The organism is uncultured Stenotrophomonas sp. (assembly GCF_945952405.1).
Classification (GTDB): domain Bacteria; phylum Pseudomonadota; class Gammaproteobacteria; order Xanthomonadales; family Xanthomonadaceae; genus Stenotrophomonas.
Genome location: NZ_CAMFIA010000004.1, coordinates 164,863 through 181,856, shown reverse-complemented (window position 1 = coordinate 181,856; position 16,994 = coordinate 164,863). Strand labels below are relative to the sequence as shown.

The window sequence follows — 16,994 nt, the reverse complement described above, 5'->3', positions numbered from 1 at the left end:
TGATGAGCCGAGCGCAGGCTCGGCTCTACAGCGGCGCGCTCCGGCTCAATGCGCCTTCAATACCTTCAACAAGGCGGCGTTGAACTGCTTCGGATCCTGCACCTGCGGCGAATGGCCGAGCTCGGCGAACTCGACCAGCGTCGCGCCGGGAATCGCGGCGGCTGCGGTCCTGCCCAGCACCGGATACTGGCCCAGCGTCGCCTTCACCGCAGGCGGTGCCAGGTCACGACCGATCGCGGTACGGTCCTTCTGGCCGATGAACAAGGTGGTCGGCACCTGCAGGTTCTTCAGTTCGTAAACCACCGGCTGGTTGAACACCATGTCCGAAGCCAGTGCCTGGCTCCATGCAACGGCCTGCCTGCCCGGGCCTTCGTACATGCCCGACTGCATCCGCGCCCAGGTTTCATAGGCCGGCTTCCATTGGCCGTCGTAGTACACGTCCAGCTGGTAGCGGCGGATGCTCTCGTAGCCGATGTTCATCTCGCCGGCGTACCAGGCATCCACGCTGCGCCACGGCACGCCCAGCGCCTTCCAGTCCTCCAGCCCGATCGGGTTGACCAGTGACAGGCTGCGCAGGTCCTGCGGGTACATCAGCGCATAGCGCACCGCCAGCATGCCGCCCATCGAATGGCCGACCAGGTGCACCGGCACGTCGCCCAGCTGCAACTGCTGCAGCAGGGCGTGGGTATTGGCCGCCAGCTGCGCGAGCGTGTACTGGTAGCGCTCGGGCTTGCTGGATTTGCAGAAGCCGACCTGGTCCGGCGCGATCACCCGGTAGCCGGCGTTCAGCAGCGGGGCAATGGTCTGCTGCCAGGTGGCCGCACAGAAATTCTTGCCGTGCAGCAGCACCACCACACCGATGGCGCGGCGTTTGGGCAGGATGTCCAGGTAGGCCATGTCCAGCGGCTGCCGCTGCGATTCCAGCGTGAACGTCTTCACTGGATAGCCGTAGTCGAAGCCCTCCAGCCGCGGACCATAGGTCGGGGCGGCGAGGGCGCACAGCGGCAGGCAGGCAAGCAGGGCGGTAGCGATCACGCGCATGGGACAGTCCGCGGCAGGGGAAGCCCAAGCCTAGCCGGAACGCGGTGACGGTGCTGCCTGATGTGGAGCCGAGCCCACGCTCGGCTACGCGCACCCGATCAGCCGAGCATGGGCCCGGCGCTGCAACTCAGCACTCGATGACGTTCACCGCCAGGCCACCGCGGCTGGTTTCCTTGTACTTGTCCTGCATGTCGCGGCCGGTATCGCGCATGGTCTTGATGACCTTGTCCAGCGAAACCTTGTGCTTGCCGTCGCCGCGCATCGCCATGCGCGAGGCATTGATCGCCTTCACCGCACCCATTGCGTTGCGTTCGATGCACGGAATCTGGACCAGGCCACCGATCGGGTCGCAGGTCAGGCCGAGGTTGTGCTCCATGCCGATTTCCGCGGCATTCTCGATCTGGCTGGGGTTGCCGCCCAATGCGGCGACCAGGCCACCGGCCGCCATCGAGCAGGCCACGCCCACTTCGCCCTGGCAGCCCACTTCGGCGCCGGAGATCGAGGCGTTCTCCTTGTACAGGATGCCGATCGCCGCCGAGGTCAGCAGGAAGTCGAACACGCGCTGCTCGTTCGCGCCCGGGCAGAAACGATCGAAGTAGTGCAGCACCGCCGGCAGCACGCCGGCCGCACCATTGGTCGGTGCGGTCACCACACGGCCGCCGGCCGCGTTTTCTTCATTCACCGCCAGTGCGTACAGGTTGACCCAGTCCAGCGTGGTCAGCGGATCGCGCATCGCCGCTTCCGGCTTGGACGACAGCTCGCGGTACAGTGCCGGTGCACGGCGGCCGACTTTCAGGCCGCCCGGCAGCACGCCTTCCTCGCGGATGCCGCGCGCCACGCACGACTGCATCGCGCTCCAGATCTCGCGCAGCTGGGCGCGGATCTCGTCCTCGCTGCGCCAGCACTTCTCGTTCTCGAACATCAGCTGGGCGATGCTCAGGCCGCTGCGCGCGGTCTGCGCCAACAGCTCGTCGCCGCTCTTGAACGGATAGGGCAGCGGGGTCTCGTCGGGCACGATGCGGTCATCGGCCGCGTCGTCCTGGTTGACCACGAAGCCGCCGCCCACCGAGTAGTAGTCGCGGGTGGCGAGCACTTCGTCTTCGGCGTTGTACGCGGTGAAGCGCATGCCGTTGGTGTGGTAGGGCAGTTTCTGGCGCTTGTTCATGCCGAGGTCGCGCTTCTCGTCGAAAGCGATCTCGTGCTGGCCCATCAGCTGGATCCGCTTGCTGCTGCGGATGCGCTCCAGGGTGGCCGGAATGATGTCCGGATCGATCAGGTTCGGCCGCTGGCCTTCCAGGCCCAGCAGGATGGCCTTGTCGGTGCCGTGGCCACGACCGGTCAGCGCCAGCGAGCCATAGACATCGGCGCGGATGCGGGCGACTTCATGCAGGCGGCCCGGGTCGAGCAGCCAGCGATGGATGAACCGCTCGGCGGCCTTCATCGGCCCGACGGTGTGCGAGGAGCTCGGGCCAATGCCGATCTTGAAAACGTCGAACGTGCTGACAGCCATGGATGCCAAACTGCGGGTACCGGACAAGCCGCTATTCTAGCGGCTTGCCGGGCCATCCGATGGCTGCGGCGCAGCATTTCCGTCCTGGGAGCCTGACCGGTGTTGACCCTGATCCAGCGTGATGACTGTCACCTGTGCGACATGGCCCTGGCCGAGCTGGCCAAGGCGCGGGCGCCGGAGTTCGAATCGGTGTTCCTGGATGATCAGCCGGCGCTGGAGGCGCGCTACGGCGCGCGGGTGCCGGTGCTGCGCGACGAGCGTGGCGATCGCGAGCTGGACTGGCCGTTCGACGCGGCCGCCGTGCAGGCCTGGCTGGCTGCAGGCCCGTAGGTAGTGCCGGCCGCTGGCCGGCAACCACCCGATGCCCGTTGATGCCGGCCAGCGGCCGGCACTACCAGAAGCCTTTTATTTCGCGTCGAACTTCACGACCGTGCTGATCGCGGTTTCGTCCGGGATGGTCTTGGTGTCGGCCCAGTCGCCGCCGCCAACGCCGAAGTCCAGGCGCTTGACCGTGGCCTTGCCGGTCAGCACCGGGTGCGCGCCCGGCTTCCAGGTGAAGGTCAGGGTGACCGGCTTGCTGACGCCGCGCAGTTCCAGCGTGCCATCGGCGGCGAACTGGTCGTTGCCGACCGCGCGGAAGCCCTTGGCGGTGTAGCGTGCGGTGGCGAACTTGCCGACGTTGAAGAAATCGGCGGTCTGCAGGGTCGAGTCGCGGTCGCTGTTGCCGCTCTTGGCGCCGGCCAGCGGGATCACCACGTCCAGCGAGCCGGCGGCCGGATTGGCCGGATCGAAGCTGAGCTTGGTGGCAAAGCCCGGGAAGCTGCCGGTGAACACCTCACCATCGTACTTGGTGGCAAACACCAGGATCGAACCGGCGCCGGGCGCCTGCGCGTAGTCGGCGGCGAGCACCGGGGCGGTGGCCAGCATGCCGGCCAGGGCGGCGGCCACGGCGGCCGGGGTGGTCAGTTTCAGGTTCATCGGTCAGTCCTTCTGAGGGGAGGCGAGCCAGCCGCGCGGCAACATGCGGGACAGCGTTGCATCGCGCTGGAACAGGTGGTGGTAGAAGGCGGCGCCGGCATGCGCCAGCACCACCGCGATCAACAGCCAGAAGCCGTATTCGTGGATGGCATGCGACACCGCGACGACCTGCGGGTCCGGACCGCTCAGCTTGGGCACGTCGACCAGGCCGAACCAGCGGAACGGGCGCAGGCCACTGGCCGAGTCATACAACCAGCCCGACAGCGGAATGGCGAACATCAGCACGTACAACAGCACGTGGGTGGCACTGGCGATGCGTTCCTGCCAGCCGGGTACGCCGGGCACCGGCTTGGGGGCGCCGGCATACACGCGCCAGCCGAGGCGGAACAGCACCAGGGCCAGTACGGTGATGCCGATCGACTTGTGCGCGGTGTAGACCCAGAAGTACTTGGGGGTCTTGGGCAGTTCGCCCATGGTCAGGCCGACCACGCCCAGGGCGAGGATCAGCAATGCGATCAACCAATGCAGGATCTGGCTGACACTCCCCCAGGCGGCGGGGGTGTTCTTGGCGGTCATGAAAGGTCCTCTAGCGGGCCGTCTTGGGGTCGGAGTGGGGAACGGGAGCGGGAGTTCCCGGGGTATCGCTGCGGTCGAGGGTGGCTTCAGCCTCGATCCTCAGTTGCACGGCATCACCGATGACGCCCGGCCAGGCGGTGATGCCGAATGCGCGCCGGCTCAGCGTGGTGCTGGCGGAAAAACCGGCGGTGCGCCGGAACGGCGGCAGTGGGTAACGCTTGATGGCGTTGAGGGTGACGTCCAGGGTGACTTCCTGGCTGACCCCGCGCAGGGTCAGGGTGCCAACCACGCGAGCGTGCCTGGCATCGATGGGTTCGACCCGGGTGGAGACGAATCGGGCACTCGGGAAGCGTTCGCCATCGAGCAGGCTGCGCGCCAGCGTGGCCTGGTTCCACTTGGCGTCACCCAGGTCCAATCGCGCCACCGGGACTTCGACGTCCAGGCTGGCGTCGCGCCAGTTGTCGGGATCGAACTGCAGGTGGCCTTCACTTCCGGAGACCGTGCCCATGGCCTGTGAATACCCCGCGTGGTCGATGGTGAACAGCACCCGTGTGTGCACCGGATCCAGGCGGTAGGTGTCTGCATCCGCCCAGGCGGGCGCGGTGGCGAGCAGCATCGGCAGCAGGGCCAGGCAGGGACGCATCGATGGCGGGCTCCGGAAGGGGGACGTTGCGATCATACGCACAGGCCCCTGCCAACGATGCGTGCATGGCTGCAACAGTTCGTGGTGGGGCCGCCCGCGGAAACAGCCTGTTGCAGCCATGAACCCGGCCCTGTGTGACAATCGGGACAGGACAGGGGGTTCAGGATGACGAGCGGCTGGCGCCTGTGGTGCCTGGGCATCGCGGGAACGGGGCTGCTGCTGATGGCGTTCGCCGCGGCGGCTGCGGCCCTGGACATGGCAGAAACACCACGCCTGCGCCGCTTTGGCGCCGCCGAAGGCATGCCCTCGCGCATGGTGCTGGCGCTGGCCGAGGACCGCCAGGGCCACATATGGGCCGCCACCGATGGCGGCCTGGTGCGTTACGACGGCAACACCCTACGGGTCTGGGAGCATGATCCGGACCAGCCGGGCTCGTTGCCCGGCAACGAGATCGAAACCCTGCTGGTCGATCCGCTCGATCGCGTCTGGGTGGGCATCAACGGCAAGGGCGTGGCCCGGCTGGATGCGGACCGTGAGCGGTTCAAGACGTTCGATGCGGTCAATGGGCCCTGCCTGAGCCAGTTCTGGACCCTGGCCTATGCCGGCGATGCGTTGTGGATCGGCACCAGCAGCCAGGGCGTCTGCCGCTTCGGCGAGGACGGCAGCCTGCGCTTCTTCAAGCACGACCCGGCGCGCACGGACGGCCTGCCCAGCAACACCATCTACAGCAGCCTGGTCGATGCACAGGGGCGCCTGTGGATCGGCACCGAGGCCGGGCTGGCACGCTGGAATGGCAGCGCATTCGAGCGCGTGGCGCCGCACGAGCTGGGCGCGTTGAGCGTGCTGCGGCTGAGCCGTGATCCGGATGGCTCGATCTGGATCGGCAGCCAGAATGACGGGCTGTACCGCATCGATGCGCAGGACCGGGTCAGTCGCCCGCGCTGGAGTGGCAGCACCGGGCTGCGTTCGGCGCTGGTGCTGGCCGACCGCCAGGGCGGCTACTGGGCAGGTACGTCCGACGGTCTGCTGCGCGGCGATGCCGCTGCGCTGTGGCGGCTCGAAGGCGACCGTGGCAGTGGCTTCCTCACCGCGCAGAGTGGGGTGCTTGATCTGTTGCAGGACCATGAGGGCGGTCTGTGGGTGGCGCTGCTGACCCAGGGCCTGGCCTACCTGCCACCGGACTGGCGCCGTTTCTCGATCTGGAACCAGCTCGATGGCAAACCGCTGGACAGCCAGTACCTGCTGAGCGCGGCCAGCGACGGCCTGAACTACTACGTAGGTTCGGCGCATGGCGTGTACCAGCTGGATGCCCGGGGCACGCTGCACCTGCTGGCCAGTGAGCGCGAGATCGGCAGTGGTGCGGTGTGGTCGGTGCTGCCGCGGCCGGACGGGCGCCTGTGGCTGGGCCGTGCCGGCCGTATCAGCGTGTATGACCCGCGCACCGGCGCGCTGCACGATTGGCATATCGATGGCGGCGCGGACCTGCGCCAGCGCATCGACCTGATGCGGCAGGCGCCCGATGGCACGGTCTGGCTGTCGGTGATGAACCTGGGCCTGCAGCAGCGCAACGCGGAGGGCCGTGTGCTGCGCAGCTACCCGCTGGACGACTTCCGCAAGGCGGCCGACTCCCCGATCGAGCAGATCCGCTTCGATGCCCACGGCAAGGCCTGGGTGATGGGAGACATGGGGCTGTGGCGCGAACAGGCGGGGCGCTTCGAGGCGGTGGCGGGTGTCTCGCGGGGGTTGATCTACGATCTGGTGTGGGTTGATCCACAACAACTGTGGCTGGCCCGCCAGGGCGCGCTTGAACGTTACCAGTGGGATGGCATGAGCCTGCGCCTGATCCAGCGCATCGATGGCAGCGCCGGGGTGCCCCCGGTCAGCATGGGCGGCCTGGCGCTGGCCGACAACGGCCGGCTGTGGGCGACCACGCCGCGTGGCCTGCTGCGCTGGGACCCCAAGGCACGACGCCTGCAGCTGTTCAACGAGCGCGATGGCCTGTCCGATGCCGAATTCACCAGCCGGCCGCCGGCGGTGAGTGCCGATGGTCGCGTACTTGCGGTGGCCCAGACCGGCCTGGTTGCCTTCGATGTGAATGCCGCCGACGTTGCGCTGCCCGCGTCGTCGCTGGTGATTGCCGAGGTGCGCGTGCGCCGCGACGATGCACGCGGCTGGCAGCCGCTGCCGGGCACCGGCACCCTGTTGCTGGGGCCGGATGATCGTGATCTGCAGATCGACGCACGCCTGCTGTCGTATGCCAACCCGCAGGGCAACCGTTACCGGTTCCGGGTGCGCGGGTATGACCAGAACTGGGTGGAGCAGGGCGGTGACGGCCAGCGCACGCTTTCGCGCCTGCCTACCGGCAGCTACATCGTCGAAGTGCAGGCGGCCACCGCAAGTGGCACATGGACGCCTTCGCAGCGGTTGCAGGTGAAGGTGCTGCCGCCGTGGTGGCGCAGTGGCCTGGCGATTTTCGGCTACATCCTGATCGGTTCGCTGCTGCTGCTCATCCTGGCCTGGTCGATCCGCGCGCGCCTGCGTCGTCGCCAGCAATGGCAGTTGACGGTGCACAAGCAGGAGCTGGCCGAGCAGGCCTCGCAGGCCAAGAGCCGGTTCCTGGCCACGCTGGGCCACGAGGTGCGTACGCCGATGACCGGCGTGATGGGCATGAGCGAGCTGCTGCTGGCGACGCCGCTGGACGCGGTGCAGCGCGGCTATGCGGGGTCGATCCAGCAGGCCGGCAGCCATCTGCTGCGGTTGGTCAACGATGCGCTGGACCTTGCGCGCATCGAGGCGGGGCGGCTGGAACTGGACCTGCGCCCGTTCGATCTGGCCGGCCTGCTCGACCAGGTGCAGGCGCTGACGCAGCCGATGGCGAAGCAGCGCGCGCTGGAATTCCAGCGCGGCGAGGATCCTGCGGGGCCGGTCAGCATCAGCGGCGACGAGATGCGCGTGCGCCAGATCCTGCTGAATCTGCTTGGCAATGCGATCAAGTTCACCGAGCGCGGCCATGTCGGGCTGGCGGTGCGGCTGGAGGACAACGGCGCCGGTCTTTGTTTCGAGGTGTACGACAGCGGCCCGGGCATCAACGCCGAGCAGCAGGAGCGCCTGTTCCACCGCTTCGAGCAGGCCGAAGGGCCGCGCACGGCATCGCGCTATGGCGGCAGCGGGCTGGGCCTGGCGATCTGCCAGGAACTGGCCGTGGCGATGGGCGGGCGTATCGAAGTGGACAGCCAACCGGGCAAGGGCGCGCGCTTCCAGGTGTGCCTGCCGTTGCCCTGGACCCGGCAGGCGGCCAGCGCTGCGGGGGAGGCTCCGGCGCTGCCGGTGCTGCCGCCGCTGCGCATCCTGCTGGTCGAGGACGATGCCACCGTGGCCGAAGTCATCGCCGGCCTGCTGCGTGGCCGTGGGCATGACGTGGTGCATGTACTGCATGGCCTCGGCGCACTGTCGGAAGTTGCCACCGACGGCTTCGATGTCGGGCTGCTCGACCTCGACCTGCCGGCGCTGGACGGCACCGCCATCGCCCGCCAACTGCGCACGCTGGGCTATGAGCTGCCGCTGGTTGCCGTCACCGCACGGTCTGATGCCTATGCCGAGACGCAGGTGCTGGACGCCGGTTTCGACGGTTTCCTGCGCAAACCGGTGACCGGTGACATGCTGGTGGCCGCCATCGCCCAGGCCCGCACCAAACGCCAGACCGCGACTTGAACACCGTGCGGCCGGGCGTGAACGGCGGGACTTTCGGTTTACCATGCCGACGCCCGCAGCGCGGGAATGATCAGGGCAGCGTGAGGAGGCAATCGGTGGCGTATCTGCGGGCGGCAATGCTGCTGCTGGTCCTCCTGTGCTGCCTGTCACCCGCCGCCGCACAGCCGGTGCCGCCGAGCCCGCGGCAGGTGACGGTGTTCGATGGCCTGCCGTCCAACACCGTCAACCGCATGGCCGAGGACCGCTACGGCTACCTGTGGATCGCCACCAACGATGGCCTTGCCCGCTACGACGGCCGCAACTACCGGATCTGGCGTTCGGAGGATGGGCTGCGCGACAACCGCATCTGGACGGTGCTGGTCGATGCGCGCAACCAGCTCTGGATCGGTACCGAGAATGCCGGCCTGGTGCGGATGTCGGCCGACCGCCGGCAACTGCACTTCTACGACCGCAGCAGCCAGCCGCTGATGGGGACCAATACGGTCTGGAGCCTGGCGACCACGCCGGATGGTTCGATCTGGTTCGGGACCCATGAGGGCGGCCTGTACCGGCTGGACAACCAGGACCGGCTGCAGCGCTTCCTGCCGGAGGCGAACAATCCGCGCAGCCTGCCGGCCGCGTCGGTTCCGTATCTGGCGACGCTGGCTGACGGCAGCCTGTGGATCGGTACCAAGCATGGCGTCGCGCGCTGGACCGGCACCGATTTCGAGCGTATCGGTGCCGATGTCATTCCCAGCCTGCTGATCAATGGCCTGACCGCCGAGCCGGACGGCAGCCTGTGGATCAGCACGATGGCTGGCGCCACCGTGCGCCGCCCCGACGGTCACTTCGAAGCACCGCCGTGGAAGCTTCCCGAAGGGGAGCAGGTGCTGGGCATGATGCTGCGCGACGAACAGGGCGGGAACTGGCTGGATACCCGCACCGGCCTCGGCCGCGCGGTCGATGGCCAGTACCAGACCGTGCCGCTGTACAGTGCGGTGGCACGTGGTCCGGTGCGTCCGAACTGGACCGGTGCCTACGAGGATCGTGAGGGCGGTATCTGGCTGGCCAGTACCAATGCCGGACTGTGGCACCTGCTGCCGCGCTGGTGGCAGTTCTCGGTGCTGTCGCGGCTGGAGGACGATCCCCGCTCGCTGCGCAATGCCTTCGTGCTGGGCACCAGCCCTTCCAGCAATGGCGGGATCTGGACGGTCGGCAGCCACGGTGCGCTGGACCGGTTCGATCCGAAGACCGGCAGCATCGAACAGCACCGCACCTGGGTCAACGGCATGCACTGGCTGACCTCGGTGCGCGAGGACCGCCGCGGGCAGGTCTGGATCGGTTCGAACGACGCGCTGTTGCGCTATGACCCGAAGCATCGCGATCTGCGCCGCTGGGGCCGCGATGCCGGTGCCGATGCGACCATGGAAGGGGTCATCGAATCGATGATGACCTGTGATGGCGACAGCCTGTGGCTGATGCTGCCATCGGGCCTGCAGCAGCGCGACCTCGACGGGCGCCTGCGCCGCCAGCTGGAAAATGGCCAGCGCGGCCTGCAGCAGGGCCAGCTCAACCTGGACGTGGAATGCGGGCCGCAGGATCACATCTGGCTGGCGAGCAGCCGGGGCCTGCTGCAGTGGTTGCCGGAAAGCGAGCGCTTCCAGCCCGTGCCGGGGGCGCCAGCAACGCCGATCCACGCACTGCATGTGGGCCGCGATGGCCAGGTCTGGCTGTCCGAGGATGGCCGCGTTTCGCGCTACCGCTGGAGCCAGGGCCGGCTGGAACGGCAGGCGGTGATCGGCGCCGAGCAGGGCTATCCGGCGATTTCCGCGTCCGGGCTGGTGGTCGATGCCCAGGGCGTGGCCTGGGCCACCAGTGCGCGTGGTCTGGTGCGGATTGGCGCCGATGGCCAGAGCGTGCGCCTGTACGGCGTGCATGATGGCCTGCCCAGCCAGGAATTCCGCGAGCACACCCTGGTGATGTCGGGTGATGGCCACCTGGTGGCGGGCACCCCGGCCGGGGTGGTGGTGTTCGACCCGGAGCAGGTGCGGCCGTCGGTGCGTCGCGCGCCGCTGGTGATCGAACGGGTCGAGGTGCGCCGCAACGAGCAGGTGCTCGACCTGACCCACGACACGCCCCTGCAGATCGCCGACGGTGATCGTGATCTGCGCATTGTCGCGCGCTTGCTGTCGTTCGCCGATTCGGCGTCCAACAGCTACCGCTACCGGCTGGCCGGCTACGATCCGGACTGGGTTGAAGTGGGGCCGGCCGGCGAGCGCCTGTTCTCGCGCCTGCCGCCGGGCAGCTATCGGCTGGAAGTGCAGGCACGTTCGGCCGACCACGTCTGGTCGCGGGTGCAGAGCCTGGAGTTCCGCGTGCAGCCGCCGTGGTGGCGCAGCCTGTCCGGATTGCTGGTGCTGGCCTCGATCGCGCTGTTGCTGACCAGCTGGTTCGCCTGGCTGTACCGCCGTCGCCTGCAGCGCCGGCACGCCTACCAGCTGGCCCTGCACAAGCAGGAACTGGCCGAACAGGCCTCGGCGGCCAAGACCCGGTTCCTGGCCAACCTGGGCCACGAGATCCGCACGCCGATGACCGGCGTACTCGGCATGAGCGAACTGCTGCTGGCCTCGCCGCTGGACCCGCAGCAGCGCGGCTATACACAGTCGATCCGCCACGCCGGCGAACACCTGCTGCATCTGGTCAACGATGCGCTGGACCTGGCGCGGATCGAATCCGGCCGCCTGGAGCTGCAGTCCAAGCCGTTCGCACTGAGCTGCCTGCTGCAGGACCTGGCCGCGCTGATGGGGCCGCTGGCCGCGCAGAAGGGCCTGCGCTTCACCCTCGACAACCAGCTGCCGCCTGGCCTGCAGGCCACCGGCGATGCGATGCGGGTGCGACAGATCCTGCTCAACCTGCTCTCGAACGCGGTCAAGTTCACCAGCCGCGGCACCATCACCCTGCATGCGCGCAGCGATGCCGAGCTGCGCGCGCTGCAGTTCGAAGTGCGCGACACCGGGCCGGGCATCAGCCAGGAACAGCAGCAGCGCCTGTTCCGCCGCTTCGAACAGGCCGACGGCGCCCGCACCGCCGCGCAGTACGGCGGCAGTGGCCTGGGCCTGGCGATCTGCCGCGAGCTGGCGCAGGCGATGCAGGGCCGCATCCAGGTGGAAAGCCAGCTGGGCCGTGGTACCTGCTTCGGCGTGACCCTGCCGTTGCCGCTGGTGGTCGATGCCAATGCCGGCGCGGAGGAAGCGGCGCATCGCGAGGAGGCCGCCAACATGCCGCCGTTGCGGGTGCTGCTGGTCGAGGATGACGCCACCGTGGCCGACGTGGTGCGCGGGCTGTTGAACGCGCGCGGGCACGAGGTGGTGCACGCCGGCCATGCCCTGGCAGCCCTGCGCGAGATCAGTGCCGGTGACTTCGATGTCGGACTGCTCGACCTGGACCTGCCGGGCCTGAGTGGCTTCGAACTGGCCCAGCACCTGCGCAACCAGGGCTACATGCTGCCGCTGCTGGCGGTGACCGCACGCACCGATCCCGACCTGCAGCAGCAGGTGGAAGCGGCCGGCATCGGCGGCTTCCTGCGCAAGCCGGTGACCGGTGAACTGCTGGTGGAAGCGATCGCCAGGGTGATGGGACGGTAGGTGCATCGGTAGGCTCCCCCAGACCTGTCCCGGTGGCCAGTAGATCCACGCCATGCGTGGATGCATTTCGATTTCAATTCGAAATATTCGATTCCGACGGAGATTCCTCCACGCATGGCGTGGATCTACTGGCTACCGGGAAACCGTCGAAGGCGGGGTGCTGTGGGTTTACGGCGGCCCCGCACACCCACAGCACCTCGCCAACCCGCAGGAAGCCTGCTGTTGCTTCAGCAGTTGCCGTTGCCTGTAGCGGGTGCAGGGCCGCAGGCCCTGCCGAACCTCACTCCGCCACGTGTTCGACCTGCCGCGGCTCGGGCTTGGTATCGGGCAGCTGCCAGAAGATCATCGTCGACGTCAGGGTGATCGCACCCACGCACAGGAACGTCGCGTGCAGCGCGGCGGTCGCACTGTTGCTGTCCAGGTGGCTGCCGAACGCGGCCAGCAGGCTGCCCGCTGCGGCGGCACCGAAACCGGCGGCCAGCATCATCACCATCGACAGCAGGCTGTTGCCGGAACTGGCGAACTCGCGGTCGAGATCGCGCAGGGTCACGGTGTTCATCACGGTGAACTGCAGCGAATTGACCGCGCCGAAGAACGCCAGCTGCAGCAGGCGCCACGCCAGGTGCTGGCCCGGCGTCATCAGGATGAAGCTGGCCATCGCCAGGCCCACCAGCACGGTGTTGACCATCAGCACGCGGCGGTAGCCATAGCGCTCGACCAGCTTCACCGCCAGCTTCTTCGAGACCATGCCGGCGGCCGCCACCGGCACCATCATCAGGCCGGCGTTCATCGGGCCGAGGCCGAGGCCCACCTGCAGCAGCAGCGGGATCAGCATCGGCATGGCACTGCTGCCGATGCGCGAGAACAGGTTGCCGAGGATGCCGATGCGGTAGCTGGGCACGCGGAACAATGCCAGCGAGAACAAGGGTGCGGTCGAGTTGGCGGCATGCAGCCAGTAGCCGACCAGCGCCGCCAGGCCGGCGACGGTCATCAGCATCACCAGCGCATGCGGCGTGCCGAGCCCGGAAATGCCGTCCAGCGCCAGCGACAGCACCACCATCGCGAAGGCCAGCATGGTGTAGCCGCGCAGGTCGAAGCGGGTGCGATGGCTGGCGTAGTGGTCCGGCATGATCTTCATCGCAGCGATGAAACCGATCACGCCGATCGGCAGGTTGATCAGGAATACCCAATGCCACGAGGCGATTTCGACCAGCCAGCCGCCCAGGGTCGGGCCGATCAACGGGCCGACCAGGGCCGGGATGGCGATGAAGCTCATGGCACGCAGGAAATCCTCGCGCGACACCGAGCGCATCACTGCCAGGCGGCCGACCGGCAGCAGCATTGCGCCGCCGATGCCCTGCAGCACCCGCGCACCGACCAGCTGGTGCAGGTGCTGGGCCAGCGCGCAGGCCAGCGAGCCGAGGGTGAACAGGATGATCGCCACCAGGAAGGTGCGCCGCGTGCCGTAGCGGTCGGCGATCCAGCCGGAAGCGGGGATGAAGGTGGCCACCGCCAATGCGTAGCTGAACACCACCGATTGCATCTGCAGCGGGCTCTCGCCCAGGCTTGCGGCCATCGCCGGCAATGCCGTGTTGACGATGGTCGAATCCAGCATCTGCATGAAGATCGCCAGGGACACCAGCCACAGCAGCGGGCGGTGGCGGTTGTAGGTCGATGGCGATGTGGGCATGGCGTGCGGCCGGTGCAGCGTGGGGGCCGCCATGATCGCGCAATGCGGGTCATGGCGCGATCAAGATCGCGCTATGCCTGCCTGCGTGGTGCTCAGCGCTGGCTGTGCGCGTGCACCGCGTCGACCAGCACCTGCACGTGGGCCGGGTCCATGTCCGGCGACATGCCGTGGCCGAGGTTGAACACATGGCCTTCGCGCGAACCGCCGTTGCCGGCGGCATAGGTATCCAGCACGCGCGCGGCGGCGGCGGCGATCGCATCCGGCGAGGCGTACAGCGTGGTCGGGTCGAGGTTGCCCTGCAGGGCAACGCGGCCACCGGTCCGGCGCATCGCTTCATCCAGGTCCAGCGTCCAGTCCAGGCCCAACGCATCCGCACCGGTCTGCGACAGCGCTTCCAGGTGCAGGCCGGTGCCCTTGCCGAACAGGATCAGCGGGGTGCGCTCGCTGCCCTCGCCACGGTCCAGCCCTTCGGCAATGCGCTGCAGGTAGCGCAGCGAGAACTCACGGTACATCGCCGGCGAAAGCACGCCGCCCCAGGTGTCGAACACCTGCAGTGCCTGCGCACCGGCCGCGCGCTGCGCGCCGAGGTAGGCGATCACCGCTTCGGTGGTGACGTCCAGCAGGCGGTGCAGGGCCTGCGGGTGGTTGAGCGCCATCGCCTTGATGCGCGAGAAATCCTTGCTGCCACCGCCCTCCACCATGTAGCAGGCCAGCGTCCACGGGCTGCCGGAGAAGCCGATCAGCGGCACCTGGCCGTCCAGTTCACGGCGGATCAGGCGCACCGCGTCCATCACGTAGCCCAGGTCCTGTTCCATGTCCGGCACCGCCAGCCTGGCGATGGCGGCTTCATCACGCACCGGGTGGCGGAACTTCGGGCCTTCGCCTTCGACGAAGTACAGCTCCAGGCCCATCGCATCGGGAATGGTGAGGATGTCCGAGAACAGGATCGCCGCGTCCAGCGGGAAGCGGCGCAGCGGCTGCAGGGTGACTTCGCAGGCGATCTCCGGGGTCTTGGCCATGGCCAGGAAGCTGCCGGCCTTGGCCCGGGTCGCGCGGTATTCCGGCAGGTAACGGCCGGCCTGGCGCATCAGCCAGACGGGGGTGCAGTCCACCGGTTCGCGGCGCAGGGCGCGCAGCAGGCGATCGTTGCGGAGAGGGCTGGTCACGATGGGCATTCCTTGGACGAAAGGGGCAGCGGCGTCAGTCGCCGTGCGAAAGGATCTGGAAGCCGCGATGCAGTTCGGCGTCGCGGGCCTTCTCGAAGGCGTGGCGGGCTTCGTCGGCCTGCAGGAACAGCTCGCGCCGCAGCTGCGAGCGGCTGCCGACGCGACCGCTCTCGCGCAGCAGTTCCCAGCCGCCGAACAGGTCCGGCAGCAGGCTCAGGCGCAGGAAGCGCGGTGCCTGCGCACCGGCGTCGGGATGTTGCAGGTAGACGTGCATGGGCCGATTGTAGCGGGGCAACGGTGAGCCTTGCCGCAACGCGGTAGTGCCGGACGCTGGCCGGCAACCCCAGGAACCTGGGGATCTGACCTGGATGCCGGCCAGCGGCCGGCACGACCACTCAGCCTTCGCCCAGCACCGTCAGCACGGCGGCTTCATCGACGTCCGCCACCACTTCGGCGCGGCCCATGCCCCGCCACAGCACCAAACGCAGGCGTCCGGCCACGTTCTTCTTGTCCAGCCGCATGCGGCCGAGCAGTGCCTGTGGATCCAGTCCAGCCGGGATCGCCACCGGCAGGCCGAGGCGTTCCAGCAGCGCTTGCAGGCGTGCACGGTCGGCATCCCCGGCCAGGCCGAGCTGGGTGGACAGCTTCGCGGCCAGCACCATGCCCACCGCGACCGCCTCGCCGTGGTTCAGCGCATCGCGGCCCGGCGCGGAATAACCCTGTTCGGTCTCGATGGCATGGCCGAAGGTGTGGCCGAGGTTGAGCAGTGCGCGCTCGCCCTGCTCGAACGGATCGCGCTCGACGATGGCGGCCTTGTGCCGGCAGCTGCGCGCGATGGCTTCGGCAAGCACATTGTCTTCGCCGGCGACCAGCGCCTCGGCGTTGTGCTGCAGCCAGTCGAAGAAGTCGGCATCGCCCAGGGCGCCGTACTTCACCACTTCGGCCAGGCCCGCCCGCAGTTCGCGTGGCGGCAGCGTGGCCAGCACACGGGTATCTGCGATCACCGCGCGCGGCGGATGGAAGGCGCCGACCAGATTCTTGCCGGCCGGGATGTCGACCGCGGTCTTGCCGCCCACCGACGAATCGACCATCGCCAGCAGGGTGGTCGGCAGCTGCACGCAATCCACGCCGCGCATCCAGCAGGCCGCGGCGAAACCGGCGAGATCACCGACCACGCCGCCACCCAGGGCGAACACGCAGGCATCGCGGGTGGCACCGAGCGATGCCAGGGCCTCGATCGCGCGGCCGAATTCGGCCAGGGTCTTGGAGGCTTCGCCCGCGGGCAGCACGTGTTCGCCGATGATCAGCTGCGGACGCGCCGCCAGCAGGGCCTGTTTCACTGCGGACAGGTAGCGCGGGGCGACCTCGCTGTCGCTGAGCAGCAGTACGTGGCGGCCACGCACATGTGCGGCCAGCGCAGCGCCATCGGCCTGTGCACCGGCGCCGATGGTGATGGAGTAGGGGCGGTCGCCGCCAACGGCGACCTGCAGCAGGGCGGGGGAGGTCATGCGGTCAGGTCCTGGCGCTGCCATTGCGTGGCCAGCTTGACCACAAGCTGGGCGGTCGCATCGGCAGCGGTGTACGGGTCGGTATCGAGGGTGAGGTCGGCCAGCGCACGGTACAGCGGGTCGCGGTGCGCGGCGAGGTCGTGCAGCACCTGCTCGCGGTCCGGGCGCTGCAGCAGGGGCCGGCCCTTGTCGCGGGCCAGGCGTTCCAGCTGGGCCGCCACGCTGACCCGCAGGTAGACCACGAAGCCGCGTTGGGCGATCAGTGCGCGGTTGTCCGGGTCCAGTATCGCGCCGCCACCGGTGGAGACCAGCTGGCCCTGGCCTTCCAGCACGCGGGCAAGGGCTTCGCGTTCATGGCTGCGGAAGCCGGTTTCGCCCGAGTGCTCGAAGATGGCCGGGATGCTGGCGCCGACGGCATCGACGATGGCCTGGTCGACATCGACGAATGCCAGCGTGAAGCGCTCGGCCAGGCGGCGGCCGATGCAGGTTTTGCCGGCGCCCATCGGGCCGATCAGGATCAGGTTCGGAGCGGGATTCATGCCCTCTGA

The 16,994-nt window shown here is 68.5% G+C and carries 13 protein-coding genes; 3 read left to right on the top strand and 10 right to left on the bottom strand.

What is annotated here, in order from left to right; genetic code table 11:
• Window positions 1-45 precede the first annotated feature (45 nt).
• Entirely contained in the window at window positions 46-1,041 is a 996-nt protein-coding gene (locus Q0P60_RS06050) for an alpha/beta hydrolase (RefSeq protein WP_294989703.1), read from the bottom strand.
• A gap of 127 nt (window positions 1,042-1,168) precedes the next feature.
• Window positions 1,169-2,551: an L-serine ammonia-lyase gene (locus tag Q0P60_RS06045; RefSeq protein ID WP_294989700.1), complete on the bottom strand. Its 1,383-nt coding sequence runs from the start codon at window positions 2,549-2,551 to the stop codon at window positions 1,169-1,171.
• 99 nt (window positions 2,552-2,650) lie between these two features.
• Here Q0P60_RS06045 and Q0P60_RS06040 point away from each other — a divergent pair, with 99 nt between their 5' ends.
• Window positions 2,651-2,881, top strand: coding sequence for a glutaredoxin family protein (locus Q0P60_RS06040; RefSeq protein WP_294989697.1), 231 nt, complete (start codon window positions 2,651-2,653; stop codon window positions 2,879-2,881).
• Between the two features lie 75 nt (window positions 2,882-2,956).
• Here the strand turns inward: Q0P60_RS06040 and Q0P60_RS06035 are convergent, their stop codons facing one another.
• From Q0P60_RS06035 to Q0P60_RS06025, 3 genes are read right to left on the bottom strand one after another with little or no spacing between them, the layout of a single operon-like run.
• Window positions 2,957-3,529 carry a YceI family protein gene (locus tag Q0P60_RS06035; RefSeq protein WP_294989694.1) on the bottom strand — a complete coding sequence of 191 codons (573 nt, stop codon included), beginning with the start codon at window positions 3,527-3,529 and terminating at the stop codon, window positions 2,957-2,959.
• Window positions 3,530-3,532: 3 nt separating this feature from the next.
• Window positions 3,533-4,105, bottom strand: coding sequence for a cytochrome b (locus Q0P60_RS06030; RefSeq protein ID WP_294989692.1), 573 nt, complete (start codon window positions 4,103-4,105; stop codon window positions 3,533-3,535).
• A gap of 10 nt (window positions 4,106-4,115) precedes the next feature.
• Window positions 4,116-4,748 (bottom strand): YceI family protein, encoded by a 633-nt coding sequence (locus Q0P60_RS06025; RefSeq protein ID WP_294989690.1) that lies wholly within the window; start codon window positions 4,746-4,748, stop codon window positions 4,116-4,118.
• 165 nt (window positions 4,749-4,913) lie between these two features.
• Between Q0P60_RS06025 and Q0P60_RS06020 the strand changes: the two genes are divergently transcribed.
• Entirely contained in the window at window positions 4,914-8,459 is a 3,546-nt protein-coding gene (locus Q0P60_RS06020) for an ATP-binding protein (protein ID WP_294989687.1), read from the top strand.
• A 95-nt stretch (window positions 8,460-8,554) separates the two neighbouring features.
• Entirely contained in the window at window positions 8,555-12,082 is a 3,528-nt protein-coding gene (locus Q0P60_RS06015; RefSeq protein ID WP_294989684.1) for a hybrid sensor histidine kinase/response regulator, read from the top strand.
• Window positions 12,083-12,362: 280 nt separating this feature from the next.
• Here the strand turns inward: Q0P60_RS06015 and mdtD are convergent, their stop codons facing one another.
• From mdtD to Q0P60_RS05990, 5 genes are all read right to left on the bottom strand, one after another.
• Entirely contained in the window at window positions 12,363-13,772 is a 1,410-nt protein-coding gene (mdtD, locus tag Q0P60_RS06010; protein ID WP_294989681.1) for a multidrug transporter subunit MdtD, read from the bottom strand.
• Window positions 13,773-13,864: 92 nt separating this feature from the next.
• Complete coding sequence (hemE, locus tag Q0P60_RS06005) at window positions 13,865-14,947, bottom strand: uroporphyrinogen decarboxylase (RefSeq protein WP_294989678.1); 1,083 nt, start codon at window positions 14,945-14,947, stop codon at window positions 13,865-13,867.
• A gap of 25 nt (window positions 14,948-14,972) precedes the next feature.
• Window positions 14,973-15,212, bottom strand: a complete 240-nt coding sequence (locus Q0P60_RS06000; RefSeq protein WP_014038141.1) for a WGR domain-containing protein — start codon at window positions 15,210-15,212, stop codon at window positions 14,973-14,975.
• 121 nt (window positions 15,213-15,333) lie between these two features.
• Window positions 15,334-16,446 carry a 3-dehydroquinate synthase gene (gene aroB, locus Q0P60_RS05995; RefSeq protein WP_294989675.1) on the bottom strand — a complete coding sequence of 371 codons (1,113 nt, stop codon included), beginning with the start codon at window positions 16,444-16,446 and terminating at the stop codon, window positions 15,334-15,336.
• Entirely contained in the window at window positions 16,443-16,985 is a 543-nt protein-coding gene (locus tag Q0P60_RS05990) for a shikimate kinase (protein ID WP_294989672.1), read from the bottom strand. Before Q0P60_RS05990 ends, aroB begins: the two co-directional genes overlap by 4 nt.
• Window positions 16,986-16,994: the final 9 nt, after the last annotated feature.

What these genes read in the sequence shown, in the direction of transcription:
- Q0P60_RS06020 (WP_294989687.1), top strand. Translation starts at nt 4,914, where the DNA reads ATGACGAGCGGCTGGCGCCTGTGGTGCCTGGGCATCGCGGGAACGGGG.
- aroB (WP_294989675.1), bottom strand. Translation starts at nt 16,446, where the DNA reads ATGACCTCCCCCGCCCTGCTGCAGGTCGCCGTTGGCGGCGACCGCCCC.
- mdtD (WP_294989681.1), bottom strand. Translation starts at nt 13,772, where the DNA reads ATGCCCACATCGCCATCGACCTACAACCGCCACCGCCCGCTGCTGTGG.
- Q0P60_RS06035 (WP_294989694.1), bottom strand. Translation starts at nt 3,529, where the DNA reads ATGAACCTGAAACTGACCACCCCGGCCGCCGTGGCCGCCGCCCTGGCC.
- Q0P60_RS06050 (WP_294989703.1), bottom strand. Translation starts at nt 1,041, where the DNA reads ATGCGCGTGATCGCTACCGCCCTGCTTGCCTGCCTGCCGCTGTGCGCC.
- Q0P60_RS06030 (WP_294989692.1), bottom strand. Translation starts at nt 4,105, where the DNA reads ATGACCGCCAAGAACACCCCCGCCGCCTGGGGGAGTGTCAGCCAGATC.
- Q0P60_RS05990 (WP_294989672.1), bottom strand. Translation starts at nt 16,985, where the DNA reads ATGAATCCCGCTCCGAACCTGATCCTGATCGGCCCGATGGGCGCCGGC.
- hemE (WP_294989678.1), bottom strand. Translation starts at nt 14,947, where the DNA reads ATGCCCATCGTGACCAGCCCTCTCCGCAACGATCGCCTGCTGCGCGCC.
- Q0P60_RS06045 (WP_294989700.1), bottom strand. Translation starts at nt 2,551, where the DNA reads ATGGCTGTCAGCACGTTCGACGTTTTCAAGATCGGCATTGGCCCGAGC.
- Q0P60_RS06000 (WP_014038141.1), bottom strand. Translation starts at nt 15,212, where the DNA reads ATGCACGTCTACCTGCAACATCCCGACGCCGGTGCGCAGGCACCGCGC.
- Q0P60_RS06025 (WP_294989690.1), bottom strand. Translation starts at nt 4,748, where the DNA reads ATGCGTCCCTGCCTGGCCCTGCTGCCGATGCTGCTCGCCACCGCGCCC.